Here is a 23,332-nt window from a genome sequence, read left to right on the forward strand (position 1 = left end):
CAATCAATCAGTTCACTCGAATATCAATGTAATCATATCAAATCATTGATCTGATAAAGGATTCGATACATGTGAATCATCCCGAGGTGCGGGTGGTACCCGAGGCCGGCACACCGGACAGATCCGATACTTCTCCGCCACCGTTGACCGTCACGTAGAGCAGCAGCCGGCGCGTCGCCGTCGGCACAGGTTGTTTCTCGCCTTGGGCGTCGACTTTCACCGGAGCGTCAGAGCTGACTTCAATGTCGGCCAGGACCGCATACCGGTACTCGGTGGCGCGCACCTTCACCAGCTCAATATCGACATCCTCACCGACGGCTGAATTGAGACCGGCGGCGTCGATATAGTAATACCGCTTGCCCTCGGCGTCCTGGTTGAACTTCGCAGGCGGCATAAAGTCACTCAGGAATTCGCCGTCTGCATTGAGATTAAAACGCTCGATCAGCGACTGGCGCGCCTGCGCATATTCGAGGCCTGAATCCCAGGTGAAGGCCATCGACAACAGCGAGTTGATCACTTCGGCGTCTTCGTCGAGCCTCGAGGCAGTGATGCCCAGGGCCTTGAAGGCGTTCTGCTCAGCGGCTTCGGCGTTGCGCTGTTGCTGATGCTTGAGCTCACTGCTGAGTTGATCAATCTTCTGTTGCTGTGCCGCCAGTGCTTGAACCTGACTGGCCCGTTCGGAGAAGGCCAGCAGGCCGGCGGCCAACAACAGCACCACCAGCACCAGCACCGCCAGGTTCCTGCCCCGGAATACACCGCCGGTCATTGTCCGCCCCCTTTCAGCTCCGGAACATCGACCGCAGGCGAAGAATCATCGGTTCTCGTGTGCCGGCCGCCTGCGGCGGTCACGACCAGTTCGAGATCGCTGAAGACGGCCGACTCGCCGCTGTAGACGGCGCTGGCCCAGGCCAGCACCCGGCCCTGCTGATCCCGGCACGTCCAGACCACACTGGCTGCCGCCGGTGTATCCAAGTGCGGCATCACCGATTCGACCCGCCAGGTGTAGCTGTCAGGGTCGGCGGCGACCTGGTTGTCATAGCGGATGTACCAGGGGAAGCGGGGATCGATCTTGTCGGCCTCGTAATACCCGCCGGTGACAAACTCATCGGCATTGTCGCCGGCGACAAACGAGTCCGGGTTCCAGTATTTCTCCAGGTCCTTGCGGTGCTCGACGATGGCTTCGAGGGCCGCGGACGGGGTGCCGTCGCCGGAGGCGGTCGAAAGCTCATCGTTCATGGCCGTGTACAGCACCGCGAACTTCTGTTGTTCGGCGGCGACTTTCGCCGCGGCGGAGGCCGCTGCGGTGTTCAGCGCCGCCAGTGATGCGGCGTCCATCGCCTCACTGGCGCTGTGGGCCGTCTCGGTGATCTGCGTCTTCAACTCGTCGATGCGGGCGGCGTTTTGCGCCCTGGCCGTTTCGAAGGAGGAGGTGGCCACACCACTGAGCACAGCCAGCGACACCAGTGCCAACCCAAGCACAACCACTACGACGAGGCACCCCGTGCGGCGGGTCTCTTGTGGTGTGCGTTCGTTGAACCGGGTCCGGCGGGCCGCGACCCACTGGTCGAATCCGGCCTCCAGCTGGCCACCGGTGACCTTGGGGCGCTTGGGGCGCGCCGGCGTCGAATCGTCTCCTGAATCTTCATCGGTGTGTTCATCATCGTCGGTCGTCGTCTCGGTGCTCATGTGGTCATCGCCTCCTTGTCTTTGAGCAGATCGGAGACGTCGACGAACTCCCAGTTGCCCTGCTTCCAGGTCTCTTTGGGCACCGTGCGGATCCGGCCGGGGAACTCGCAATACGAGGCTTCGCCGATCAGGATGCTGCCGTCCTCATTGACCCCCAGCACCACGCCGGTGTGGCCGGCGGCACTGAAGTTGCCGTGCGAGAACACCGAATACGGGGCCGGTGTGCCCGTGGTCTTGCGGCCGGTCATGGACGCAATCGAATCGGCCGTGTTCACACCGTTGCCCGGTGCATACCGGTCAAACGTGGTGTATTTGTTCATGAAGTACGTCGAAAAGCTCACGCAGTTCTGCACATAGCTGCCGTTGCACTGGCCGGGCCCGCCGCCGTGATACTTCCTCGTCAAGAACGCGTCGCCTTCTTTGATGTAGAGATCGATCAGCGCCTGGGCCTGCTCTTTGGACATCCCGCCGTCATTGAGGGCGATCGTGGCGCTGGTGCCGTCTTCGCCGCCGGTGCAGGAACTGGTGGTGAACAGCGCGTCCGTGACCTCACTGACGCCGCTGACGAAGTCGCCGACGACCTGTTCGACCAGGCCCTCGTTGACCTCCCAGCCGCTCATCTTGGCGTACCACATCTCAGCTTTGGCCACGCGGGCGGCCATACCGGCGGCACCGTCGGCTGAACGCTCCCACTGTTCGTGGAAATAGATGGCGGCCTCGGCCGGCGATCCCTGCGAGTGTTTGATCATGGACTGGAAGATGGCCACGTCCGAGGCGTTGTCACCCTCCTTGTCGGCCATGAAGCGCAGCTGCAGGCCCAGGTCGTACCAGTGGGCACCCTTTTCCTGGGCGTAGTCGATCAGCAGCCGGTTGCGTGCGCCGGTCCACTGACCCAGCCCGATCCCCGAGTGCTCGACGTAACCCATATGGGAGAACCCCGAATCCCACGCGGCCTGCTTGCGCGGGCCGATCGTGTAGGGCTCGTCGAAGATGCCCTCGACCGAAGTCGGATCGATCCCCGATTCCCGGGACCAGTTGCCCAAAATGCCCGCAATGTTCTCTTCGGGCATGCCCCAGCTCTTGAGCACCGAATAGACCGCCTTGGCGTTCTCTTCGGCCTGGTCGGGCACCGGGGAGGAATCCGACACTGTCGTGACATCGGCACCGTCGGCACCGACCCGGTAGCAGCCGGCCGCGGAAGATTCGTCGAGCGACCCGGTCCGCGCCTCAGTCTCGAATGAGACCACGCCGAGCATGCCGCCGACCAGGGCGGTCGCACTGGCCGCGGAGGCCACGCCCACCGTGGCCGCGGCGACCGGGGTCGAGGCCAGAAAGCTGCCGCCGCCAAAGGCCAGGGCGGCCATTTTCGACACCCCGGCTGCCATCGCCATGAACGGTTTGGTGACAAAAGAGACCAGCTGGGCGACCAGCATTTGAGCCAGCGTCCACAGCGCCTGCAGCAGGCTGACGGCCTTGGCCACGGCGGCGAAAAACATGGATTTGAGCCAGCTGAGGAACACGATGAGCCCGGCCATGATTGTGACCGGGGGAGTGGCCGCCGCAGCCGCACCGGTGACGGCAGACTTTTTCGTGCCGGCGCGACCGCTTGAACCCTGGCCGCCGCCTGAGCCCTGGCCGCCGCCTGAGCCGCCGGTGTGTTCATTGTCGGCGTGGCCGCGCTCGAAGCTGGTTCCGCCGGCCCCCAGCAAAGCGGCCTCGTCGTCACCGTTCTGACTCTGATCCCGGCCCGGGTCGCCCTGGACTTTACTCCGGCTCTGGTTTTTGCCTTTGCCACTTGCCCGCTTGGCGGCCGCAGCCGAGGCATCGACAGCGGCCTGCGTGCCAACCTCCTTGCCGGCCCCGGCGGCGGCACCGTACATACCGCCGCGTACAGCGCCTTCGGCACCGCCGCGAACGGCCGCATCGGCGTATTTCTTTTTCCGGCTGGCCTGATCATCAGCACCACCACCGCCGGCCGCTGATACCCCGGTGCCTGTCTTCGACGCTTGTGGCGAGTCGGCCTCAGGCTTCTGCGGGGGCCCGGATGAGGCTTCGCCGGTGCCGGCTGCTCCGGTATGTTGCGATAACTGCGATGACCGGTTCGACGAAGACTGTTCGGGCTGATCCGCCCGTCCCGGCCGCCCTGGCGGCAATGACGACTGTGTCTTGTCAGTACGGCCCTGATCCTTCGACTGATCCGCCGGTTGCTGCTGCTTCGATCCGGAACGACGCGCCGCCTTCGAAGGCTCGGACTGATCAGAGTTGCCCCGCTGGTCAGAGTCGCCGGGCGGCTGTGGCTGATTCGTGCCCATGGGCCCCGCCACCTCCTGTCTTATCGTTGATCTGTCCTATTTCGGGCCGATACCGACGCTGCCATCGGCCTTCAGTCGAAGGTGACGAGAAAATCGTCGCCGGAGTTGGAGGAGCTGTTCGCCTGAACGTCCCGCAGCTCCATGTCCAGATGCAGCAGTTCGAGTTTGAGGCTGGACTGATACTGGGATTTGTTGGAGTAATAGTCCTGATAGGCCTGTGACAGGTTGTTCATCACGTTGATCAGCGGCTGCATGGCCGCATCCGAGGCCCCATAGTCCGTGGTCAGGTTCGAGCCATCCGAGAGGATCCACTCCATGCCGCCCACCCCGCTGGACGTGTCGTCGGATGTCGAGCTCTGTTGTGTCTTCTGCGACAAGTGGCGAACGTAGCTTTGATCCTCGGGCACCAGCTCATCCAGGTATCCGTCGTAGACATTGTTATTGCGCCAGCTAAAGCCGAAGCCGCCGGCCACCACCGTGTCGGTCTGTAATGCCAGCGTCGACTGGCCGTTCTTGGATTCGGCCGCGGACTGGCCGGTGATTTGATCGCCGGCGATGCTGTCGGGAACCTCCGGAGCACGCAGGGACAACCCGTCGACCTGCGTGGTCAAAAGATCATTGCTGTAGGCCTTGATCTGAGCCAGATTGGTCCGCATCGCCAGCAACTTCGAGTTCAGTTCTTGACGGGCCTGCTGTTCTTCTGGTTTGAGCACGATCTGGTAATAGACCTGCGCCGGTTTGAAGTCGTCGCCGTTCAACGCTGAAAGCTCTTTCGCACCTGTTGCGCCGGGGTTGATGAACACCCGCCACTGGTCGTATTTGGCGAAAGTCTCATCCGAGGCCAGTTCTTGTGCGTCCTGGCCGTCGGCTTGCTGCTGTTTCAGCGACAACTCGGCGTTGGCGCGCACGGTCAGGTTGAGCACCTGCTGCTTGAACGGCTCGTCGGCGGTGAGCAACACCGCCACGTAGCCGGTGGAGCCGAAGACGTGGAAGGACCCTTCGATACCGGCAGTGTCAAGCTTTTCGCTGTCGAGTCTTTCATCGGAGCCCAGCAGGAATGCCTGGTAGTCGGCGGCGTTGTAGGAAATCTGTGCGCCGTCGTCGAAGTGCATCATCACCAGCGCCTGGTTGCCGGCGGCGTTGGTGTAGACCCCGTCGACCTCGCCGGACAAGTCCGTCTTCGAGGTGGTGAAATCCGGCGTCCACAGCGCGGTGTCCCGAAGCGTGTCGCGGCCGGCCATAAAGGCCGAGGCCCCCGACATCGACAACACCAGGGCACCGCCCAGCACCAACGCTCCGAAGAAAACCCCGAACCTCTCGATCGCGTGGTGCGAGGTCAGCCTGAACGTTTTGCCAACAGCAAGTGCCTTGTCCTTGATTCCCATGTCTGTGTCCTATGCCCGTCATCGTCTGTGTCATCGCTGCCGCGGCGGCCACAGCGAAGGGCCGGGTCGACACGAAGTCCATGACCCCGAACCGGTCCGGCCCGTGCGCCTGCCGACGCTATGGATAGTGCCTCTCAACTCACGACGGCCCCGTTAAACCATCCAGCAGCAATTGGCCGACGATGACTGTGCCGGTGCCCAGGTCCTGGATCGTCTCCTGCCCGCCGGAACCGATCATGCTGATCAGCTGCCAGCCTCCGGTGGCCATGGCACCGCCGACGATGATCAGCGCGATGATCTCCCACCATTCGGTCTCCTGGCCTTTCTGCTTACTGGCGGTGAGCTTTTTGAACAGCTTGACGCCGCCCCAGACCAGCGCCGCCGCCCCGAGCAGCATCAACAGCATGCCGCCGGCCGTCTGAACCCACGTCTTCGCGTTCGTCAACAGGCTTTTGACATCCCAGGCGGCCGACGGGTTATCCCATGCCTGCGGCACGGACACCTGCGCCTGCCCGAGCGCGGCCGTCATCGGCTCATAGATTTCAATCATGGTCTCTCTCCCTCATTGCTGGCCATATATGCGGCGTATGTAATGTGGTATCTATTAGCGTATCTCGTTTATCACTCGAATAATCTATAGAGAGTCTATACGCTAATCTGTCGATTCATCCAGTTATTCACGTTCCGGTCCGGTCATGTCGCACTGAGGCAGAGTTCGCCTCCAACGCGCTCATCCACGCACGGACGTCGGACTCGCGATACACCACTGAAGCGCCGATCTTCACCCAGGGCGGGCCTTTGTCGTGATAATTGAGAGATCGCCACTGCCTCAGCGTGTGTACGCTGAACCCCGTGATCCGGGCCACTGCGGGCTCACGCAGCAGGCGATCCAGATCTATCATGTCGGCCCTCTTTCCTTGCATCTATAGAGCTTATTTACGATATGCATTCGAGCACGCATACATCAAGAAATGCAAAGCTATATATAGACAGCATTGTATAGATCATTTAGTGAGTCAGTAGTTTGTCCGGCCGTCTGCGCCATAGGCAACAAACGCAGCAGCGACGACACCGGGGTCGATCCTGGGGCGCTGAACCGTGCTCAAATACGAGGAGAACCACCCAAGTTGTGTCCATGTGGTTTCAGCAGTCCAGAGCAGGTAACGTGCTGTTACAGCACACCCGCGTACACCTGCGCGCGATCACGTCACTGAATGAGGATCCATGGAAGCACTGCCGTCAGATATATTTGTCCGTCGCCTGCGCACCGAGCGTGAACGCACGCAGGTCAGCCAGGCCGAACTGGCCCGGCGCATGGCCGAAGTGCTGGAGACGAACGTCGACCCGTCGGCGGTGACCCGGATCGAACAGAAACTGCGGGCGGTCCGTCTCGACGAGGCCGTTGCCATGGCCTCTGTTCTCAACATCGACATAGCGGAGTTACTCAGCGACGACGCCCCCACCGACAATGAACTACTCGTCCAGCAATACCTGGCCGATCTCGTCGTCGCCCGGCGGCAGTGGGAGAAGACCCGGCGCGAAATCGACCGGCTCACCCGGGCCATTGGCCATGTCAGCGGCGGCTATGAAATATACCGCCGATACGTCGAACAGGCTGACGCACTCGAGCCGGCATTGAAGGATGTTATCGATGCCCGGGTGGCCAAAGCCGACCAAGACGACGATGCTACAGGCCCAGGCGCGTGACGCTGTTCCTGGCAGCTGGGTTGAACTCCCGGTCATAGACCGTCACGGTCTCGGCCCGCTGCCACCGGCCGGCGCGCATGATCTCGTCAGTCGAGGCACCGTTGCGCCGGGCCTGGGTGACGTGGCCGGATCTAAGACTGTGGAAGCCGTATTCGCCCGGGTCCATACCGGCTTCGGTCATGCGTGTGTCCAGCATCGCGCCCAGCGCGTCGCCGGTGATGCCGGCTGCATGGATGCGCGCATTCTTCCGGTTGCGGTAGGTCGCCCGCAGCAGGGGAGCCGGCGAGGCCAGATCCGAGCTGCTGATCAACCCTGCACCGCCGCCAGCTGAGTCGACGCCGCAGACGTGGGTGTCCAGCTGGTAAGCGAACAGCCGGCTCATCACCGCCTGCCGGTAAAGACGAACATTATCGGTGATCGACTCCAGCAGCAGTGCGACCCACCGGTGTATCGCACACGGGGCGCAGGTGCGCGGTGTGGCCCCGAACGGCAACACGACGACATCGGCTCCGGTGTTATCCTGGCCGGCCTTGGAGCGGCCCACATGGATATGGATGCCGTCGACCGGGTGCAGCTGCAGGCTCTCCAGGGTCAGTGCTGCTGCTTCACTGCGTCGCAGCGCCCCGGCGAAGCCCAGCCATAACGCGGCCGTGTCCCTGGCCGCGGTCACGCCGGCAGGGTAGGCATCGTGTTCCATCGCGGCGATGATCCGCAGCAGGTCGTCGAGCAGTAGCGGCCTCTTGCGCGCCGGTCGAGTTGCCCGCAACTTGGCCAAACCCCGCACCAGGGAACTGACGCCGTGGTGGCCGGTCGGATCCAGCAGCCCCTGCTGCAGATGATGATCAGCCACACCGGCCAGATGCTGCCGGATAGTCGCCACCGAGAAGCGCGGCAAACCATGGACGTCGTGCTGGACCGACATCCACGCCACATACCAGCGCACCGTCTCCGGGTGGGCCGGCACAGGGTCGAGACCGTGCCCGTGACAGAAGCCCTCGAAGGATCGCCACGCCTTGGCATAGGCGGCTCTGGTGTTCGCCGACAACGTGTGCGTCTGCAGGTTCCGCGATACCTCTTCAAGCTCGTGCAGTTCCGCGTCGATCTCGGGTACGGGTGCCGCATCAGGGGCGTGAAGCGCTGCCAGCGACGGTGTCGAGTTCATCTCACCAGTGTCCACGAGAGGCCGGGCGTTTTCCAGAGGGGTCTCTGGTAACTGCTCTTATCGGGCCATGGAAACAGAGAGCCGTCGCGTGAGACGCTGAGACGCCGATCCGGGCGAAAACATGCAAAAGCAGCGGTCATGTCCTCATGGTTCTGCGCCTCCGCCAGTGTTGCCGACCCTTGATTAGCCGGTCTCCTATGTCACAAAATGAGAACTCCTCTAGCGGGGACGAGCACGGGATGTGTAGAGTCAGTTATGCCAGATAAGCCACCTACGCCACCTGCGACAATTGGAGACATCATGAACAGCACCCTCGACGTTCGAGCGTCTGACGTATCGAAGGTCGAAGTTGAAAAAGTCCACACCTTCGCCGAAGGTCTGGACGACTCGCCCTTGCGCACTGCGTTGATGACCATCACTGAGAATGTCTCTACCGACACCGATACCTTCGTCATGGGCAGCCAAGACCAGCTGACCCCGAACCAGGCCGCGAAGATCCTCAAGATGAGCCGCACCCACCTGCGCAAGCTGCTCGACGACGGCGAGATTCCCCATGTGCTCGTCGGCAGCGACCGGCGCATTACCGCCACCGACCTCAAAGCCTTCGAGACCAAGCGCCAGGCCGAGCGCAAGAAGCTTGCTGAGTCGTTCGCGCACCACGACACGATCCAGGATGCTGCGATCGACGAGCTCGTCGACGAGTCCTGATTTCCACAAGCGACTCAAGACTGTCGGTGCACCCTGCCATAATGTATACATGCGTGATAACGTCCAGGCCCGCCCGACACTGCACCTGTTGAAAGGCCTGGATGAGGGCTGGACTGATTCGTGCCAACGCCGCCACATCGTGGAGGAGCGGTGGAAAGAACTTCACCCGCTTGCCCGGCTCGACCACCCTGCTCTTACCAAGGCCGTCGGGCAGTTCGGGCCTGACCCTTCTGACGACATCAACAAAGGGACGATCTCCTGTTCCGGCGACCTGCACCTGTTGAAGGTGCGGGCCGGGCAATGGCGGGCTGGGGTATGGACAGACCCTGAGACCGGGGTTCGCTGGGTCGTGGCAGCAGGCCTTGCCAAAGGCGGGCACGGGGACGCTGACGACTTCTACGAACAGCTCAAGGCCATGCCCGGCCCGGCACTGCAGGCGTTGTTGCCCACCCGGCAGGACCACACCCTGCTGCGCCGCGAGACGGCAGCGGCCAGGATGATCGAGTGGCGACTTGACCTGCAACGGCTGGTGATTGAGTTGCTGGACCAGGCGATGACTCAAGGCTCATCAGACCGCACAAAAGTGGCCCATCCAACCACCGGTGTCCCGATGGCGATGGTCTGCGTGACCTGGTCTGCCCACGATGAGCCCGATTACGACTACGAAGACATCGTGGTGGAGTTCTTCGACGTCGCTCAGCCCAATTCAAACCTGACCGACATCATGCAGGTACAGATCCTGACTGCCATCGCCCCGCCAAGCCAGGACTGGGACGTCGCCGGTGGCATCTATTCAGCGCTCGAAGGACACGGGCACACGCAGCAGCAACTGACAGCCCTGCGCCAAGCCTGTCATGAAAACAGAGTGCTCGAGCCGCAAATGGGCCAGCTTGCCCACTACACCCACACAGGCGACATCACAACAAAAACGGTCAATGGCGAGGCGCTGCGCGCCCTGTGCGGAAAGCACTTCGTCCCGATGCAGGACCCCAATCGATTCCCTGCCTGCCCGGAATGCGGCGAAATCATGGCTCAGATTCGGAAACATGCCCACGTCGACTAATTCACCGCTTTCGCCTCTCGTGATGCGCAGCAATGGCCCGTTGATCATCCCGCCAAGCGGCAACCAAGGTCGCCAAGTGCGCTTCTGCGGGAAGCATGGCACGCTGGATCAATGACGAGCACCCTGCCCGGCCTCTGGGTCGATTGGTGTGAGGTCACCGGTGCGGACGCTGCGCGGCCCAGCGAGGTGTCCATGGCACGTTTCGCGCGGCAGGCCTGCCCGCCGCGGTCCGTGCTCGATGCCCTTGCCCGTTTGGTCCGCCCCGATAAACCTGCACCCGCGCCGGCGTGGCCGTTCAGCCACTGCGGCGGCACCACGGCCCTGCACATGCTGGTGCGCCGCGGCACAGCGCTCATCGACAGCCCGGACACGCACTGGGTGGCCCGGCTGAGACTGTGCAGACTGTTGTTCGCAGCTGTGTTGATTGCGCCGGTCGGCCATGGCGGGCTGGGTTTGACCCGCGGCCGGGCCCTGGGCCTGCGACCACAGGCATTGGCGCACATGCAGCCGGCCATCGCACAAACCAACGAACCAGACTCATGTCCGGCGTGCGCCGTCCGTGCGTGGTGCGACATACTCGGCACGAACAACGACTGGTCGCACGCCTCGGTGCGGGCACTGGCCCATCAGCGCGGCGATCATAAGGACCACCGCCACGATCCCGATGACCCGAACCGTCACTGGCGCGACAGCCCCGGCCTGCTGCCGGCCATTGACCGCTGGGGCTACATCGACATGTATGCCTCAATGCATCGCTCGTCACTGTCAGTCCTGATCAGCGCGATCGCGAGCATGATCGCGACTCCTGTTGTGCCGGGCCGTCCTTCCGATCCTGCGCCGGGACCGCCCGCCCGGCACATTGCCCCGGAAGAGGAAAAAGCAATCTTGGCACGGGCGGACGAACTCAACTCCCGGATCGCCGCGATCCTCGACGACTGCAGATAGGGTCGTACCCATGGGATTCGACTGGGAAAAGGTCCTCGACGCCGAAGGGGACGGATCGCCGACACTCACGACGACAGCGCCTCTGACACGCTTTACCAGGACCATCTCAGAGCCCCGGCATACCCGGTCGACCCCGGCGACGAGAAGATCGTTCTACCGTTCGAAGAGAGCTGAACACCCAAGTAACGCGATAAGGTCATCCGACACACCATGGAAGCGTTACACCTCCCACCGGCACGGATTCCCGGTGGCGAACGCGCAAACGCAACCGCCCCTGCACCGTAATTCACCATCGATCCGATGGCCGACGTCCGTGCATCGGCCGTACACTGGACACATGACTTCGAAGCTGGCTGATTACATCGAGGCAGGCAAGACGCTCGACGCCGACGAGCGCGAGATCGCCGCACTCGCGCTCCAACAGGTCGACGAGACGGAGCACGCCGGGATCGATGCCGCGTGGGACGAGACGATCGACCGTCGGCTCGACGAGCTGGCGAGCGGTACAGTCGCGCCGGTCAGCGGGCGGGAGACTCGTGCGATGGGCCGAGACCTCCTCGCCCAACGGCACAGGTGACGCTCGACTGGAACGAGCACCCCGAGGCTCGCGAGGAGTACCTCGACGCCCTGGTCCGGTATGCGGGCATCGACGACGGCAGACTCGGCGACAAGTTTGCCGATGAAGCCGACGCCGCCACGGACCTGATCCTCCAGTGGCCGGACTCGCCACCGCCGTACCGCGGCCGAAGGCGTGAACCAATGATCCGTTCATGGCATCTAGGAAAGTTCCCCTACCAAGTGATCTACGCCGTTCGGGACGACCAGATCTTCGTGCTCGCCTACGCCCACGAGGCGCGGCGGCCCGGTTACTGGTCGCATCGCCTGACCGACTGACCTACCATCGCAGCAACCCTGGCATTGCCACACCCGGAGAGACGTTCAGCTCTTGAACCTCGGCAAAACCCCGGGTTCGGCGCGCATGAATACTGAGGAACATACGCCCCCGGTCTATGTCCTTAAACATTCCTGGGATGCGTTTCTTGCAATAACGGGCATGTCACTCTGTGCGCACCCAATGTTCATCTTGTCGAAACAGCGCCGTTATGGCCACCGGCTGCTGCCTGGACTCGCGATGGAAAATGTGCGATCGATGAGCACGCGCTTTGACGCTGCAATCAAGCTCAGCAGACGCCGGATTGTCTTGCTCGCTGACCGAGTTCATCGCTTCCGCCACTTCGGCGGAATAGCGGTTGGATTCATCCGGAGCGTCGCATCGAGCATCCCTTGCTTGACCTGCGTCCGTTCTCCAGTGTTCCGTTCGTGTTCGGCGTGCTGATGACGATGCTGGGCCTGGTGTTCGTGTTCGCGATGAACGGTCATCCCGTTGTTCCTGCAGTCCGCACGCGGCATGGACCCGCTGGGGGCTTCGCTCACGCTGGCACCGGGAATCCTCCTCACCCGTGGTGTTGGGACCTGTGGCCGGGCGTCTGTTCGACCGGCACGGCGGGCGCTGGTCGATTCCGCTTGGGTTCCCTCATCATGGCTGTCTTTGTCACTCTGGTCGCAGTGGCAGCTGGATACTCATCGATCCTGCTCTTCGGGCTGCTCTACATTCCTGCCGTGTTGGCCACTGCCTTCATCGTTGGACCGTCGCAGACATTCGCGCTGTCCCATCGGGGCCGCGAGACCGGCCCGCACGGCGTCACGGTGGTCTCCACCAGCTTCCAGATCGCCGGCAGTGTGGGCACTTCGCTGGCCGCCGGCATCTATGGCGCTCTCAGTGCCGCGAATATGCGTGCCGGGCGCAGCGAGCTCGACTCACTGCTCACCGGCTTCCGCGGTGCCGTTGGCCTGGTGATCGTAACCTCGCTCATCGGCATTGTGCTGGCGACCTTCGCGTACCGGTCAGTGCGGTCCCATCGCTCAACTGAGGCTGCTCAGGGTGCTCAGAGCCCGGCAAACACCGTCGAGTCGATCATGAAGTCCGATGTATACGCTCTGTCCTCGGACCAAACGGTGCTTGAGGCTCTGCAAACTTTCGCCGAACGCGGCATCTCCGGGGCACCGGTCCTCGCCGCGGATGACTCGCTGGCAGGCTTCCTCTCCGACGGTGATGTCATGCGCGACCTGTCTGCAGCTCACCCGTCTTCTACGTCAATCTACTCCTACGCTATCGGTGCCGAGGACGATTTAGAGCAGGCCATGTCCGATCTGACGGTCTGAATATCATGCGGCTGGCCACGCAGGACGTCATCACCATCGACGCCGGCGCACCGACCGCAGACGCCGTTGCTGCGCTATCGGACGCGCACCTCAAAAAGGTGCCGGTGGTCAACGGCCAGGGTGGTCGTATCGTGGGCATCGTCAGCCGATCAGCCATCAACCGACTGGCGATAGCCAGCTACCTGCGCACGATGGAGGCGGTCCCGCAGACGGCGGGCACGAACGCAGTCTGATCCACGAAGACAACGTTGATTGCAGTAGGCCGAGTCTCCTGCGACTCGGCCTACTGCTTGAAGGCGATCCTCATGTCCTGGGGCGTCGGCACGGGATCGGGCTCGTAGTCAGGGCCGCTCTCTGCGCAGATCCGGTAGCTCTCGACTCGCGTCCGATCGGATCGATCCCGTCATTGATGCCGCCCCGCTCCTGAGTGCCGGAATGGGGGAGTGGCGAAGCTTGCTCCGTCCACACCAGCGGCGTGAACCTCCGAACCGTTTTCGTGTCCCGGGCGCACACCGGCGCGACGGTTCGGACAGCGGGACGTGGGGCGCGCGTGGTCAGGTTCAGGCGTTCCCGGGTCCGTTGAGACCCCATCCCCTAGGGCGTATGGGCATTGTGACAGGACACTCCGGGAGTGATCTTCCCGAGCTGCGAGTGAAGGAGAGGGTGTGGCAACAACGACGGAATGGTGCAGCGGACTGGTGCGCTGCCGCCCTGGATTCCATCTGCTCCATCTTTCATGCAAGCGCCAAGTTGGCCGCGGACCCACTTGACTCAAATACCCCAGAGGGGTATAAAAATCTTGGGGATACCTACTAGGGGTATTCAGGTTAAGAGGAGTTTTAAAATGGCTACAACGGAAGAGTTCACAGTTTCGGGCATGACGTGCGGTCACTGTGAGATGTCAGTGCGTGAAGAAATCGAAGAGATTGCCGGTGTCACGGGTGTTGATGTGTCCCACCAGAGCGGGAAGCTCGTGGTGACCTCGGAGACCGGCGTGGACCAGGATATGGTTCTTCGGGCGGTGGAGGAGGCCGGCTACCAGGCGGTGCCGGCGTGAGCGTCGGCCTTCGCCTGACGTTGTATGCGGCCGTGCTCCTGGCGATCTTCGCCGGGGGCACACGGCGCGGGCAACGCGTTGATCCCTGATTCCGTAGTCGAGTCCTGGACTCAGGATATTCAGCAAGACGACCACGGGAAGGAACATTCTTGATGAGTACCCAATCAGCGGGTACGCCTTCACTCAGGCTCGTGAGCTGCCCACCCTCGATCTGGAACTCGACATCGAGGGCATGACATGCGCTTCGTGTGCCAACCGGATCGAGCGGAAACTCAACAAGCTCGACGGGGTGAGCGCAAGCGTCAACTACGCCACGGAACAGGCCCGGGTATCCACGCCCGTCGACTATGATTCCCAGCGACTCATCTCCACTGTGGAAGAGGCCGGCTATCACGCCCGGCTGTCCGCCGCCCCCGAACAGGGTGACGGTGCCACCGTTGCCGGCGTTCCAGACCGCAAGGACCGTGAGCTGGAATCGCTGCGCCAGCGGCTGATTACCAGTGTGGTATTGGCCGTGCCGGTCATCCTCATCTCGATGATTCCGGTCTTGCAATTCACATATTGGCAGTGGCTGTGCCTGACGTTGGCAGCTCCGGTCATCCTGTGGGCCGGTTGGCCATTCCACCGTGCAGCATGGACCAACCTGCGCCATGGTTCGGCCACTATGGACACCCTCATCTCGATGGGCACACTCTCAGCCTTTGTCTGGTCGCTGTACGCCTTGTTCCTCGGCACGGCGGGTGCGCCGGGTATGACCCATACCTTCGAGCTGACGGTCGAACCCACGGACGGGGCGGGAAGCATATACCTCGAGGTCGGCGCCGGTGTCGTCATGTTCGTGCTGGCCGGCCGTTACTTCGAGAAGCGGTCCAAGCGTCAGGCCGGCACCGCGCTGCGGGCGCTGCTTCAGCTCGGCGCCAAGGACGTCGGCGTACTGCGCGGTGGTGTCGAGGTGCGCATCGCCACCGCAGAGCTGGTCGTCGGTGATGAGTTCATCGTCCGGCCCGGGGAAAAGATCGCCACGGACGGCACGGTGGTGACAGGTACCTCGGCAGTCGACGAGTCGATGCTGACCGGCGAATCCATGCCGGTCGAAGTCGGTGAGGGTGACACGGTCACCGGCGCCACCGTCAATTCCGGCGGTCGGCTGGTGGTGAAGGCCACCCGCGTTGGCTCCGATACACAGTTGGCCCAGATGGCAAAGTTGGTCGAAGACGCCCAGTCGGGCAAGGCCGAGGTGCAACGCCTCGCAGACCGTATCTCCGGCGTGTTCGTCCCTGTGGCCATCGCCATCGCGGTGGCCGCACTTGGGGCCTGGCTCGGCGCCGGCTTCCCGGCCGCTGCAGCGTTCACCGCCGCCGTCGCCGTGCTCATCATCGCCTGCCCGTGTGCGCTTGGCCTGGCCACGCCGACGGCGCTGCTGGTCGGTACCGGCCGCGGCGCCCAACTGGGTATCCTCCTCAAGGGGCCCGAGGTTTTGGAGTCGACCCGCAAGGTCGATACCATCGTGCTCGACAAGACCGGGACCGTGACCACCGGCACCATGGAATTGCACGACGTCTATCCCGCTGAGGGTGTCTCGACCGATCAGTTGCTCGGGCTGGCCGGTGCCGCCGAGTCCGGTTCCGAACATCCGATCGCCCGGGCTATCACCCGTGGAGCATCCGACCGGTTCGCTCCCCTGTCCGCTGCCGAGTCCTTCACAAACAGCGAGGGCAAGGGCGTCCAGGCCATCGTTGACGGCCACCTGGTGGTTGTCGGCCGCGCTTCCATGCTCGCCGACCGGTCGTTGTCGCTGCCGGCCCCGCTGGCCCAGGCCAAGGCCGCCGCCGAGGGTAAAGGCCATACCGCAGTCATTGTCGGCTGGGACGGACAGGCCCAGGGTGTGTTGACCGTCGCTGACCAGATTAAGGACAGCAGCGCCGAGGCCATCACCGGGTTCCGCAAGCTCGGGCTGTCGCCGGTACTGCTGACCGGTGACAACACCGCAGTGGCCAACCAGGTGGCCGACCAGGTCGGCATCGAGAAGGTCATCGCCGAAGTCATGCCGGCCGACAAAGTCGGCGTGATCACCCGGATGCAGGACGAGGGACGCACCGTGGCGATGATCGGCGACGGTGTCAACGACGCAGCCGCACTGGCCCAGGCCGACCTCGGTCTGGCGATGGGCACCGGAACCGACGTGGCCATCGAAGCCTCCGACATCACCCTGGTGCGCGGAGACCTGCGCTCGGCAGTCGACGCGGTCCGTTTGGCTCGCAAGACCCTGGCCACGATCAAGGGCAACCTGTTCTGGGCCTTCGCCTACAATACGGCTGCGATCCCGCTGGCAGCCCTGGGCCTGCTCAACCCGATGCTCGCCGGTGCTGCGATGGCGTTCTCCAGCGTCTTCGTGGTCAGCAACAGCCTGCGTCTGCGGTCCTTTTCAACCCGTTACCGCCAAACCACCGGTGACCGGCGTACAGTCGCCAAACAACCGGCACCCAACCCCTGATGAACTCTAAAGGAGCAACCAATGACCACCACTGACGACGGCGCCGTTCCCGAAGCCGGACCGACTGCCACATCCGAAGTGGAGCCAGCGGGCGGGGCCTGCCAGATACCCGGCCACCACCACGGCTACATTCAGGACAAGCAGCGCTACCAGAGGCGGCTGACACGCATCGAGGGCCAGGTGCGCGGCATTCAGCGCATGGTCGATGAAGAACAATACTGCATCGACATCCTTACCCAGGTCTCAGCCATCCAATCAGCACTGCGCAACGTCGCCCGCGGACTGCTGGACGACCACCTGCGCCATTGCGTCGCCGATGCAGCCAAAAACGGCGGAACCGAAGCCGATCAGATACTCAAAGAGGCCTCTGAAGCAATCGGCCGACTGATGCGCGGCTAACACCCCGGCCAGCAATCTGACACCGATCACCTTGTGCTGATGCCTCGGATACAACCACACAAGTAACAATCCTTCTCCGCCGGCCCCGGAAACAGGGGGTAAAGAGCGGTTTGGGAATAGACGAAGGAGATGGAATGAAGCAATACAAGCTGATGACCCGTATGGCGGCGACTGCAGCTGTGGGCGCCATGGCACTGACCGGTTGTGCAGGAACCGGGGAGGACGAAGCGGCACAACCGACTCAGACGCAGACCCAGTCCGCGTCCTCGACGCCGACCTCGGGCAGCAGCTCCGGAGCTCACGAACACGCGCCGCACGGTGGCCCGCCGCCGCAGGGAATCGAGAAGGCGGACAATCCAACCTACCCTGTGGGTACACAGGTCATTCTCACCGCCGATCACATGCCGGGCATGAAAGGGTCGGAAGCGACGATTTCCGGCGCCTTCGACACGACCGCTTACTCGGTCACCTACACGCCGACCAATGGCGGCGAGCCGGTCACCAATCACAAATGGGTCGTACACGAGGAACTCAAAAACCCCGCACAAGCTCCACTACCGGAGGGCACCGAAGTGACCCTGCAAGCCGAGCACATGAGTGGCATGAAGGGAGCCAAGGCGACCATCGAAGGCTCGACCGATGAAACGGTATACATGGTCGACCTCAAGATCAACGGCATGAAAATGACCAACCACAAGTGGGTCGTCGAGAGCGAGATCAAGCCTGCTCAGTAACACCGGTCGGCGCCGCGGAGCATCCGCGGTGCCGACCTCCACACAGTAAGAGCAGGACTCAATTTTGATCAGTATACTGACGGAAAGTTGGCACATGTAGGTCCGGCTCTTCGATAGCAAGTGACAGTTTTCTTTGGCTCAATGACCGGGAAGGATCGATCGCCTTGTACTTCGGCATCATCGTCATGGCGCTGCTGGCGATATTCGCTGTGGTGTTGCTCTATGCGCTCCATCAAGCCGTCAGTGTGCTGGCCGACCCGCTGAGAACACTTCCTTTCCAATCGGGCTGGCTGCCCCGCCAACATGCCCTGTCCCGGTTCCACGCACGCTGGTATCCCGCCTCGATCGTCTTCCTCGCCTTCGACGTCGAGATGCTGTTCATGTACCCCTGGGCGGTGGTTGTGGCTGATAAGGGGATCTCTGCGGTGGTGGAGATGTTCCTGTTCCTCGGCGCACTGCTGGTCGCCGTGGCGTGGGCATGGCGTGAGGGGGCCTTCCGATGGGCCTGACCAAGATTCTCGCCGACGTGGCGGTCCGAGCGACACAGGTCCTCGTCGTCGAGGTCCCGGGCCAATGGCTCACCCGCGTCGAGCTCGAACAGCAAATGCTGTGCCGTGGGTGGCGCCGGGCGTGGACCCCGGCAGACGCGGACGTACTCGCGGTGTGTGGTGTACCTGGTCCCGAACTGGCCGAAATAGTGGATCGCCTCTGGGAACAGATGCCCGGGCCCCGGGTCCGCGCTGACACCGTCTCACCTAAAGCCACAGGTCCCGCTCTCGACGAGACCGCAGTTCTCCTGCTCGACACCGGCCATCACAGGACGGATGCCCGGCAGCGGACCCAGAGTCCCAGGATTCCCGAAGACCACAGCCAGATGGACCACGGTGGGCACGAGAGCGACGCGGGGCACGGGGAAACGAATCACGGTGGACACGACGGCATGAGCGGTAACGAAGGCCAGGACCACGGCGGCGGCCACGAAGGCCACCAGGGCCATGGAGACATGGGCCATGAGGGTCACGAAAGCATGGAGCACGGCGACCACGAGGGCGACGAGAGCCACGAAGGCATGGGCCACGAGGGTCATGGCGGGATGGATCACAGCGGCCACGGTGGGCACGAAGGCATGGGCCATGGCGGTCATGGCGGGATGGATATGGCTCCGGAGGGGATTGCGCTGGCGCAGGGTGGGCCAGACCGGGACGGTCTGGAGATGGATGTGTTGCACCTGCCGCTCGGCCCTGTGCTTCCGTTCTGGCCGGCCGGTCTGGTACTGGATTGTTCACTGCAGGGCGATGTCGTGGTCGATGCCGCAGCGTCCGTCGTTGACGGCCACGACCACGGGGCCGGAGCCGGCGGCTCGACGGGTGTTGCACCTGCTGCGGCGGTCTGGTGTGACGGCGTCATGGCGCTGCTGGCGCTGACCGGAGCCGATGACGCGGCGGCTCGTTCCCGCCAGGCCCGGGACGCCCTGTTGCGTGGTGATCCGGCGGCTGCCCGGAAGACCGTCGTGCGGTTGCACCGGTCCGTCCGGAGGTCCTGGTTGCTGCGTTGGTCTCTGCGGGGAGTGTTACGGCTCGATCAGTCCGATCTGGAACGTCACGGGTTGCCGGTGAGCTGCCGGGGCGACGCCTACGAGCGGCTGCTGTCAATGGTCGAACGGATCCGTGCCGGGCTCGGTGATACAGGTCCGGTTTCGGAGGAGGCTGGTGTGGTGCCGTGGCAGATGGTGCCGCACTTGGTCACTGGGTTGGAGCTGTCCGCTGTACGGCTGGCCGTGGCCAGTTTGTATCCGGGGCCGTTCCCGGCCGCCCGGGAGGTGGGGCATGCCTGACGATACTGTGGTGACCGTTGCCGCCGGGTGGGGTGTGCTGGCCGCGGTCCTCCTGTGCGCTCTGGCTGTCTTCGCGGTCGCTCTTGATGCGGTGTTGTCGGCCCGGGCCCAGGGTGCCGGTGGCGGATGGGCGGCTCCGCTGAGCCGTGCCGCCCGGCTGTTGCGGCAGCGCCGGCGCACGACCGTGGCCGCAGACACTTTACTGTGGCGTGCCGGTGGTGCCGGGATGTTTGTTGGCGCGTTCTTGATGGTCGCGGTGATCCCGTTGGGCCGGTGGACGTTGTCTGATCTCAGCGTGGGTGTTGTCTGGTTCAATGCCGTCGATGTGATGGTCTGGGCCTTGGTGTGGCTGGTCGGCTGGGGCGCGAATTCGACGCATAGTCTGGTGGGCGGTTACCGGTTCCTGGCTCATGGGCTGGCCTATGAGCTGCCGCTGATGTTTGCGCTGGTGGCCCCGGCGATCGCTGCCGGCAGCCTCCGCGTGGCGGATGTGGCTGCCGCGCAGGATGATTTGTGGTTCGTGGTGTGGATGCCGGTGGCGTTCGTCGTCTACTTGATCGGGGTGATGGGTTTTTCCGTATGGGGTCCGTTTGCCCCGGCCCTGGCATCGGATATTGCCGGTGGGGTGCTGGCCGAGCTGTCGGGGGTGGACCGGTTGGTTTTCCTGGCCGGGCGGTATATGTTCCTGGCCGCCGGGGCGGCTTTCTCGGTGCCGTTGTTTTTGGGCGGTGGCGCCGGACCGGTCTTGCCGGGCTGGGCCTGGGTGCTGGTCAAGACCGTGGCGGTGTTGGCCGTGCTGGTGTGGCTGCGCCGGAAGGTGCCCCTGATGCGGCCGGACCGGTTCATGGAAATAGGGTGGATCCTCCTGCTTCCGGCTGCCGTGGTCCAGGACCTGGTGGTGTCTCTCATCGTTGTCTGGGAAGGCTGAATCGTGCTGATCGGAATCGTTTTCTGGGTGCTGGCTGTGGTGGCTGTGGCTGCGGGAGTGGCCGTGTTCGTGGCCGATTCCATGGCCCGGGCGACGTATGCGCTGGCCGTTTCGTTCATCGCCGTGGGCGTGCAGATCCTGCTGCTGCAGCAGAGCTACCTCGGGCTGATCACCATCTTGATGATGGTGATGGAGATGGCCGTGATGGCTGTCTACATGGTGATGTTCATGGGCATGAACCCGGCACTGATGCCGATGGACATGACCCACGGGAAAAAGACCGCGATTGGTGCCTCGGTCGGGGCTTTCGTCCTGTTGGCAGGCGGTGCCTTGCTCATCCCGTGGCCGCAGCGCCGCGGCGAACCACCCGACGAGCTGACCCATGCGCTTGGTCTCGAGATCATGGGCGAGAAGATGCTGGTGATGGCGGTGATCGGCCCTGTCATGGTCGCCACCATCGTGGCCGGGGTGGTGCTGGCCGCCGGCCGCACCCGTTATGACCGTTTCGGCGACGATCTGCACCGGCGTCCGGGCGACGACCCTCAATCAGGGGGTGTGGGCCGATGACCCTCGAAGCTGTACTGGTGGTGGCCGCCGCATTGTTCGCGGTCGGCCTTTACGGTGCCCTGTCCCAGCAGGTCGTCGTGATGGTGATGATGGGATTGGAGCTGATGATCAACGGGGTGCTGTTGGCTGCGGCCGGGTTCTGGTGGTTCCTCGCGCCTGATCCCTCGGGACAGGTTCTGCTGCTGGTGGTGTTGGCTGCGATGACGGTGGAGATGGCTATGGGTTTCGCCGTGGCCACGCTGCTGCACCGCCGCAGGCAGACGGATATGACCGATATGAGCCAGGAGCTGTCCCAATGACCGCGGTTCAGGCTGCACTGCTGGTCATGGTTGCGCTTCCCGCCGCCGCCGGTGCTGTGCTCACCCTGACCCGGACGCACCGCGTGGCGGCCCCGATCGCGGTGGCAACGGCCGGGCTCACGACCGCCTTGGCGTTCGCCAGCGCGCTGGCGCGGCCCGCGGTGTCGTACCCGTTTGTGGCCGGCGCCGACTTCGCGCTTCAAGTCGATGCCCTCGCTGCGCTGACCGTGCCGATGATCGCCGCAGTGACGTTGCTGGTGCTGGTCTTCGCGGCCCGAAGCATCCGGCAATCCCGGTCCCGCTTCCACGGACTGATGCTGATCTTTTCGGCGGCCGCCCTGACCACTGCGACGGCCGCAAGCCTGCCGGCGCTGCTGTTCGCCTGGGAGGTGATGGGGGCGACCTCTTATGCGCTGATCGGGTTCTGGTGGCGGGACTCAGCCCGTGTATCGGCGGGTCTGACGGCCTTCCTCACCACCCGCACCGCGGATCTGGGCCTCTACGTCGCCGCCGGCGCCGCGCTGGCCGGCGGTGCGGGCATGGGCCTGGCCGATCTGCCGGCCGCCGCGGACCCGTGGCGCCACGTCGCGACAGCGGGGATCGTGGTGGCGGCTCTGGGCAAGGCCGCGCAGCTGCCCTTCTCCTTCTGGCTCTCAGCAGCGATGAAAGGTCCCAGCCCGGTCAGTGCGCTGCTGCACTCCGCGGCGATGGTCGCCATGGGCGCATACCTGCTGTTACGCGTCGAACCCCTGCTGGCCTCGACCGGCTGGGCCGGGCCGGCGACCGCTTGGATCGGTGTGCTCACAGCGGTGCTCATGGGGGTCGTGGCACTGGGGCAGCGGGAGCTCAAGCAGCTGCTGGCCGCCTCCACAATCGCCCAGCTTGGCTTCGTGGTCCTCGCCGCCGGAGTAGGTACGGTCAGCGGCGGCGCCACCCATCTGGTGGCGCACGCGTTCGTGAAGGCTCTGTTATTCCTGACCGCTGGTGCGTGGCTAAGCGCATTGGGCACCGAGAAAATTGCCGAACTGCGCGGCGCGGCCCGCCCGTGGCCGATCGTGGGTGTGACCGCGACCGTGGCGGCGCTGGCCCTGGCCGGGATCGCTCCGCTGTCGCTGTGGGCCACGAAGGACGCCGTGCTCACCGCCGCACTCGAATCCTCCGGCTGGCTCTATGCTGCAGGACTGGCCGCTGCTGCATTGTCGGCGGCTTATGCCGGCAAGATCCTGTGGGTCGTGTGGCGCCGCGGCCCCCGCACGAAAGTCCGGGCCAACGACGCCGGCAGAATCAGCGCTGTGGAACAGGCTCCGTTGGTCGTGCTCGGCGTCGGCGCAGCCGTGCTGGGCGTGCTCGCCCTGCCCCCGCTCAGCGGTGTGCTCGCCGATGCGCTGGGCGGACACGCGGCAATTTCGGTTGCCGGGCTGACGGTCTCGGCCGGGATCGCGGCGTTGGTGTTGCTGCTGATGTTACGGCTGCGTGCTCCGGAGCCGCGATGGGCTTTGCGGTGGTTGGGCTTGGAGGCAGCCGCCCACGCCGTCGTTGTCCGTCCGTGCCTGGCCCTGGCACGCGCCCTGGCACGGTTCGATGACCACGTCCTGGACCGGGCCGTGATGGCTTTGGCTGCTGCCGTCCCGGTGCTGGCCCGGGCTGCCGCCGGCGCCGACGACGACGGGCTCGACCGGGGCGTTGAGGCCGTGGCCGGGCGGGTCCGGCGGCTCGGGCAGGTGGCCCGGGTCCCGCAGACCGGGGCCGTGCACCAGTACTTCCTCCAGACCGTCGCGGTTTTTACCGCCGGCGGCGTGATCTGGTCCGTCTACGCCGTGATGGGATAA

At 63.9% G+C, this 23,332-nt stretch carries 26 protein-coding genes; 18 read left to right on the forward strand and 8 right to left on the reverse strand.

What is annotated here, in order from left to right:
• Positions 1-76: 76 nt before the first annotated feature.
• From H535_RS0114180 to H535_RS25620, 6 genes are all read right to left on the reverse strand, one after another.
• Positions 77-766, reverse strand: coding sequence for a hypothetical protein (locus H535_RS0114180; protein WP_026820068.1), 690 nt, complete (start codon positions 764-766; stop codon positions 77-79).
• Positions 763-1,686: a hypothetical protein gene (locus tag H535_RS0114185; RefSeq protein WP_026820069.1), complete on the reverse strand. Its 924-nt coding sequence runs from the start codon at positions 1,684-1,686 to the stop codon at positions 763-765. The genes H535_RS0114180 and H535_RS0114185 overlap by 4 nt, the downstream gene beginning before the upstream one ends.
• On the reverse strand, positions 1,683-3,998 hold the full coding sequence (locus H535_RS27865) for a phage tail tip lysozyme (protein WP_026820070.1): 2,316 nt from the start codon (positions 3,996-3,998) through the stop codon (positions 1,683-1,685). Before H535_RS27865 ends, H535_RS0114185 begins: the two co-directional genes overlap by 4 nt.
• Before the next feature lie 71 nt (positions 3,999-4,069).
• Complete coding sequence (locus H535_RS0114195) at positions 4,070-5,383, reverse strand: hypothetical protein (protein WP_026820071.1); 1,314 nt, start codon at positions 5,381-5,383, stop codon at positions 4,070-4,072.
• 139 nt (positions 5,384-5,522) lie between these two features.
• Entirely contained in the window at positions 5,523-5,933 is a 411-nt protein-coding gene (locus tag H535_RS0114200) for a hypothetical protein (protein ID WP_026820072.1), read from the reverse strand.
• Between the two features lie 127 nt (positions 5,934-6,060).
• The gene (locus H535_RS25620) at positions 6,061-6,285 is read right to left on the reverse strand and encodes a helix-turn-helix transcriptional regulator (RefSeq protein ID WP_155838698.1); all 225 of its coding nucleotides are present in this window, start codon (positions 6,283-6,285) and stop codon (positions 6,061-6,063) included.
• Between the two features lie 322 nt (positions 6,286-6,607).
• Between H535_RS25620 and H535_RS25625 the strand changes: the two genes are divergently transcribed.
• On the forward strand, positions 6,608-7,090 hold the full coding sequence (locus H535_RS25625; RefSeq protein WP_155838699.1) for a helix-turn-helix domain-containing protein: 483 nt from the start codon (positions 6,608-6,610) through the stop codon (positions 7,088-7,090).
• Here the strand turns inward: H535_RS25625 and H535_RS0114215 are convergent.
• Entirely contained in the window at positions 7,071-8,252 is a 1,182-nt protein-coding gene (locus H535_RS0114215; RefSeq protein WP_026820074.1) for a site-specific integrase, read from the reverse strand. The two genes, H535_RS25625 and H535_RS0114215, sit on opposite strands and share 20 nt — an antisense overlap.
• A gap of 300 nt (positions 8,253-8,552) precedes the next feature.
• On the opposite strand from H535_RS0114215, the gene H535_RS0114220 reads away from it, so the two are divergent.
• The 5 genes from H535_RS0114220 (at position 8,553) to H535_RS0114240 (ending at position 11,862) form a co-directional block, all read left to right on the forward strand.
• Entirely contained in the window at positions 8,553-8,960 is a 408-nt protein-coding gene (locus H535_RS0114220; protein ID WP_026820075.1) for a helix-turn-helix domain-containing protein, read from the forward strand.
• A 49-nt stretch (positions 8,961-9,009) separates the two neighbouring features.
• Complete coding sequence (locus H535_RS29965; RefSeq protein WP_035769680.1) at positions 9,010-10,023, forward strand: DUF3039 domain-containing protein; 1,014 nt, start codon at positions 9,010-9,012, stop codon at positions 10,021-10,023.
• A gap of 111 nt (positions 10,024-10,134) precedes the next feature.
• The gene (locus tag H535_RS0114230; protein ID WP_026820076.1) at positions 10,135-10,968 is read left to right on the forward strand and encodes a hypothetical protein; all 834 of its coding nucleotides are present in this window, start codon (positions 10,135-10,137) and stop codon (positions 10,966-10,968) included.
• A gap of 337 nt (positions 10,969-11,305) precedes the next feature.
• Positions 11,306-11,545: an addiction module protein gene (locus H535_RS25635; RefSeq protein WP_035769682.1), complete on the forward strand. Its 240-nt coding sequence runs from the start codon at positions 11,306-11,308 to the stop codon at positions 11,543-11,545.
• Complete coding sequence (locus H535_RS0114240) at positions 11,542-11,862, forward strand: type II toxin-antitoxin system RelE/ParE family toxin (protein WP_026820077.1); 321 nt, start codon at positions 11,542-11,544, stop codon at positions 11,860-11,862. The genes H535_RS25635 and H535_RS0114240 overlap by 4 nt, the downstream gene beginning before the upstream one ends.
• A 324-nt stretch (positions 11,863-12,186) precedes the next feature.
• On the opposite strand, the gene H535_RS29640 is transcribed toward H535_RS0114240, so the two are convergent.
• Complete coding sequence (locus H535_RS29640; protein ID WP_211236598.1) at positions 12,187-12,348, reverse strand: hypothetical protein; 162 nt, start codon at positions 12,346-12,348, stop codon at positions 12,187-12,189.
• A 159-nt stretch (positions 12,349-12,507) separates the two neighbouring features.
• On the opposite strand from H535_RS29640, the gene H535_RS29645 reads away from it, so the two are divergent.
• The 12 genes from H535_RS29645 (at position 12,508) to H535_RS0114300 (ending at position 23,332) form a co-directional block, all read left to right on the forward strand.
• Positions 12,508-13,191 carry a CBS domain-containing protein gene (locus H535_RS29645; RefSeq protein ID WP_211236599.1) on the forward strand — a complete coding sequence of 228 codons (684 nt, stop codon included), beginning with the start codon at positions 12,508-12,510 and terminating at the stop codon, positions 13,189-13,191.
• 5 nt (positions 13,192-13,196) lie between these two features.
• Complete coding sequence (locus H535_RS29650) at positions 13,197-13,424, forward strand: CBS domain-containing protein (RefSeq protein ID WP_211236600.1); 228 nt, start codon at positions 13,197-13,199, stop codon at positions 13,422-13,424.
• A gap of 611 nt (positions 13,425-14,035) precedes the next feature.
• The gene (locus tag H535_RS0114250; protein ID WP_026820078.1) at positions 14,036-14,248 is read left to right on the forward strand and encodes a heavy-metal-associated domain-containing protein; all 213 of its coding nucleotides are present in this window, start codon (positions 14,036-14,038) and stop codon (positions 14,246-14,248) included.
• 232 nt (positions 14,249-14,480) lie between these two features.
• Positions 14,481-16,742, forward strand: a complete 2,262-nt coding sequence (locus tag H535_RS0114255) for a heavy metal translocating P-type ATPase (protein WP_051299322.1) — start codon at positions 14,481-14,483, stop codon at positions 16,740-16,742.
• Positions 16,743-16,763: 21 nt separating this feature from the next.
• A complete protein-coding gene (locus H535_RS0114260; protein WP_026820080.1) occupies positions 16,764-17,141 on the forward strand; it encodes a metal-sensitive transcriptional regulator in 378 nt (125 codons plus the stop codon).
• Positions 17,142-17,275: 134 nt separating this feature from the next.
• A complete protein-coding gene (locus H535_RS0114265) occupies positions 17,276-17,875 on the forward strand; it encodes a YdhK family protein (protein WP_026820081.1) in 600 nt (199 codons plus the stop codon).
• Between the two features lie 164 nt (positions 17,876-18,039).
• Positions 18,040-18,384, forward strand: coding sequence for an NADH-quinone oxidoreductase subunit A (locus H535_RS0114270; RefSeq protein WP_026820082.1), 345 nt, complete (start codon positions 18,040-18,042; stop codon positions 18,382-18,384).
• A complete protein-coding gene (locus H535_RS29970) occupies positions 18,375-19,709 on the forward strand; it encodes a hypothetical protein (RefSeq protein WP_245580322.1) in 1,335 nt (444 codons plus the stop codon). The genes H535_RS0114270 and H535_RS29970 overlap by 10 nt, the downstream gene beginning before the upstream one ends.
• Positions 19,702-20,637, forward strand: a complete 936-nt coding sequence (locus H535_RS0114285) for a complex I subunit 1 family protein (protein ID WP_026820085.1) — start codon at positions 19,702-19,704, stop codon at positions 20,635-20,637. The genes H535_RS29970 and H535_RS0114285 overlap by 8 nt, the downstream gene beginning before the upstream one ends.
• Before the next feature lie 3 nt (positions 20,638-20,640).
• A complete protein-coding gene (locus H535_RS0114290; protein WP_026820086.1) occupies positions 20,641-21,204 on the forward strand; it encodes an NADH-quinone oxidoreductase subunit J in 564 nt (187 codons plus the stop codon).
• Complete coding sequence (locus H535_RS0114295) at positions 21,201-21,503, forward strand: NADH-quinone oxidoreductase subunit NuoK (protein ID WP_026820087.1); 303 nt, start codon at positions 21,201-21,203, stop codon at positions 21,501-21,503. The genes H535_RS0114290 and H535_RS0114295 overlap by 4 nt, the downstream gene beginning before the upstream one ends.
• Positions 21,500-23,332, forward strand: coding sequence for a proton-conducting transporter transmembrane domain-containing protein (locus H535_RS0114300; RefSeq protein ID WP_026820088.1), 1,833 nt, complete (start codon positions 21,500-21,502; stop codon positions 23,330-23,332). Before H535_RS0114295 ends, H535_RS0114300 begins: the two co-directional genes overlap by 4 nt.

The organism is Arthrobacter castelli DSM 16402 (assembly GCF_000430705.1).
Classification (GTDB): Bacteria; Actinomycetota; Actinomycetes; order Actinomycetales; family Micrococcaceae; genus Arthrobacter_C; species Arthrobacter_C castelli.

Excerpts from the sequence above, each read along its gene's own strand:
- H535_RS0114180 (WP_026820068.1), bottom strand. The coding sequence starts at position 766 with ATGACCGGCGGTGTATTCCGGGGCAGGAACCTGGCGGTGCTGGTGCTG.
- H535_RS0114185 (WP_026820069.1), bottom strand. The coding sequence starts at position 1,686 with ATGAGCACCGAGACGACGACCGACGATGATGAACACACCGATGAAGAT.
- H535_RS27865 (WP_026820070.1), bottom strand. The coding sequence starts at position 3,998 with ATGGGCACGAATCAGCCACAGCCGCCCGGCGACTCTGACCAGCGGGGC.
- H535_RS0114195 (WP_026820071.1), bottom strand. The coding sequence starts at position 5,383 with ATGGGAATCAAGGACAAGGCACTTGCTGTTGGCAAAACGTTCAGGCTG.
- H535_RS0114200 (WP_026820072.1), bottom strand. The coding sequence starts at position 5,933 with ATGATTGAAATCTATGAGCCGATGACGGCCGCGCTCGGGCAGGCGCAG.
- H535_RS25620 (WP_155838698.1), bottom strand. The coding sequence starts at position 6,285 with ATGATAGATCTGGATCGCCTGCTGCGTGAGCCCGCAGTGGCCCGGATC.
- H535_RS25625 (WP_155838699.1), top strand. The coding sequence starts at position 6,608 with ATGGAAGCACTGCCGTCAGATATATTTGTCCGTCGCCTGCGCACCGAG.
- H535_RS0114215 (WP_026820074.1), bottom strand. The coding sequence starts at position 8,252 with ATGAACTCGACACCGTCGCTGGCAGCGCTTCACGCCCCTGATGCGGCA.
- H535_RS0114220 (WP_026820075.1), top strand. The coding sequence starts at position 8,553 with ATGAACAGCACCCTCGACGTTCGAGCGTCTGACGTATCGAAGGTCGAA.
- H535_RS29965 (WP_035769680.1), top strand. The coding sequence starts at position 9,010 with ATGCGTGATAACGTCCAGGCCCGCCCGACACTGCACCTGTTGAAAGGC.
- H535_RS0114230 (WP_026820076.1), top strand. The coding sequence starts at position 10,135 with ATGACGAGCACCCTGCCCGGCCTCTGGGTCGATTGGTGTGAGGTCACC.
- H535_RS25635 (WP_035769682.1), top strand. The coding sequence starts at position 11,306 with ATGACTTCGAAGCTGGCTGATTACATCGAGGCAGGCAAGACGCTCGAC.
- H535_RS29640 (WP_211236598.1), bottom strand. The coding sequence starts at position 12,348 with ATGACCGTTCATCGCGAACACGAACACCAGGCCCAGCATCGTCATCAG.
- H535_RS29645 (WP_211236599.1), top strand. The coding sequence starts at position 12,508 with ATGGCTGTCTTTGTCACTCTGGTCGCAGTGGCAGCTGGATACTCATCG.
- H535_RS29650 (WP_211236600.1), top strand. The coding sequence starts at position 13,197 with ATGCGGCTGGCCACGCAGGACGTCATCACCATCGACGCCGGCGCACCG.
- H535_RS0114250 (WP_026820078.1), top strand. The coding sequence starts at position 14,036 with ATGGCTACAACGGAAGAGTTCACAGTTTCGGGCATGACGTGCGGTCAC.
- H535_RS0114255 (WP_051299322.1), top strand. The coding sequence starts at position 14,481 with ATGACATGCGCTTCGTGTGCCAACCGGATCGAGCGGAAACTCAACAAG.
- H535_RS0114260 (WP_026820080.1), top strand. The coding sequence starts at position 16,764 with ATGACCACCACTGACGACGGCGCCGTTCCCGAAGCCGGACCGACTGCC.
- H535_RS0114265 (WP_026820081.1), top strand. The coding sequence starts at position 17,276 with ATGAAGCAATACAAGCTGATGACCCGTATGGCGGCGACTGCAGCTGTG.
- H535_RS29970 (WP_245580322.1), top strand. The coding sequence starts at position 18,375 with ATGGGCCTGACCAAGATTCTCGCCGACGTGGCGGTCCGAGCGACACAG.
- H535_RS0114285 (WP_026820085.1), top strand. The coding sequence starts at position 19,702 with ATGCCTGACGATACTGTGGTGACCGTTGCCGCCGGGTGGGGTGTGCTG.
- H535_RS0114295 (WP_026820087.1), top strand. The coding sequence starts at position 21,201 with ATGACCCTCGAAGCTGTACTGGTGGTGGCCGCCGCATTGTTCGCGGTC.
- H535_RS0114300 (WP_026820088.1), top strand. The coding sequence starts at position 21,500 with ATGACCGCGGTTCAGGCTGCACTGCTGGTCATGGTTGCGCTTCCCGCC.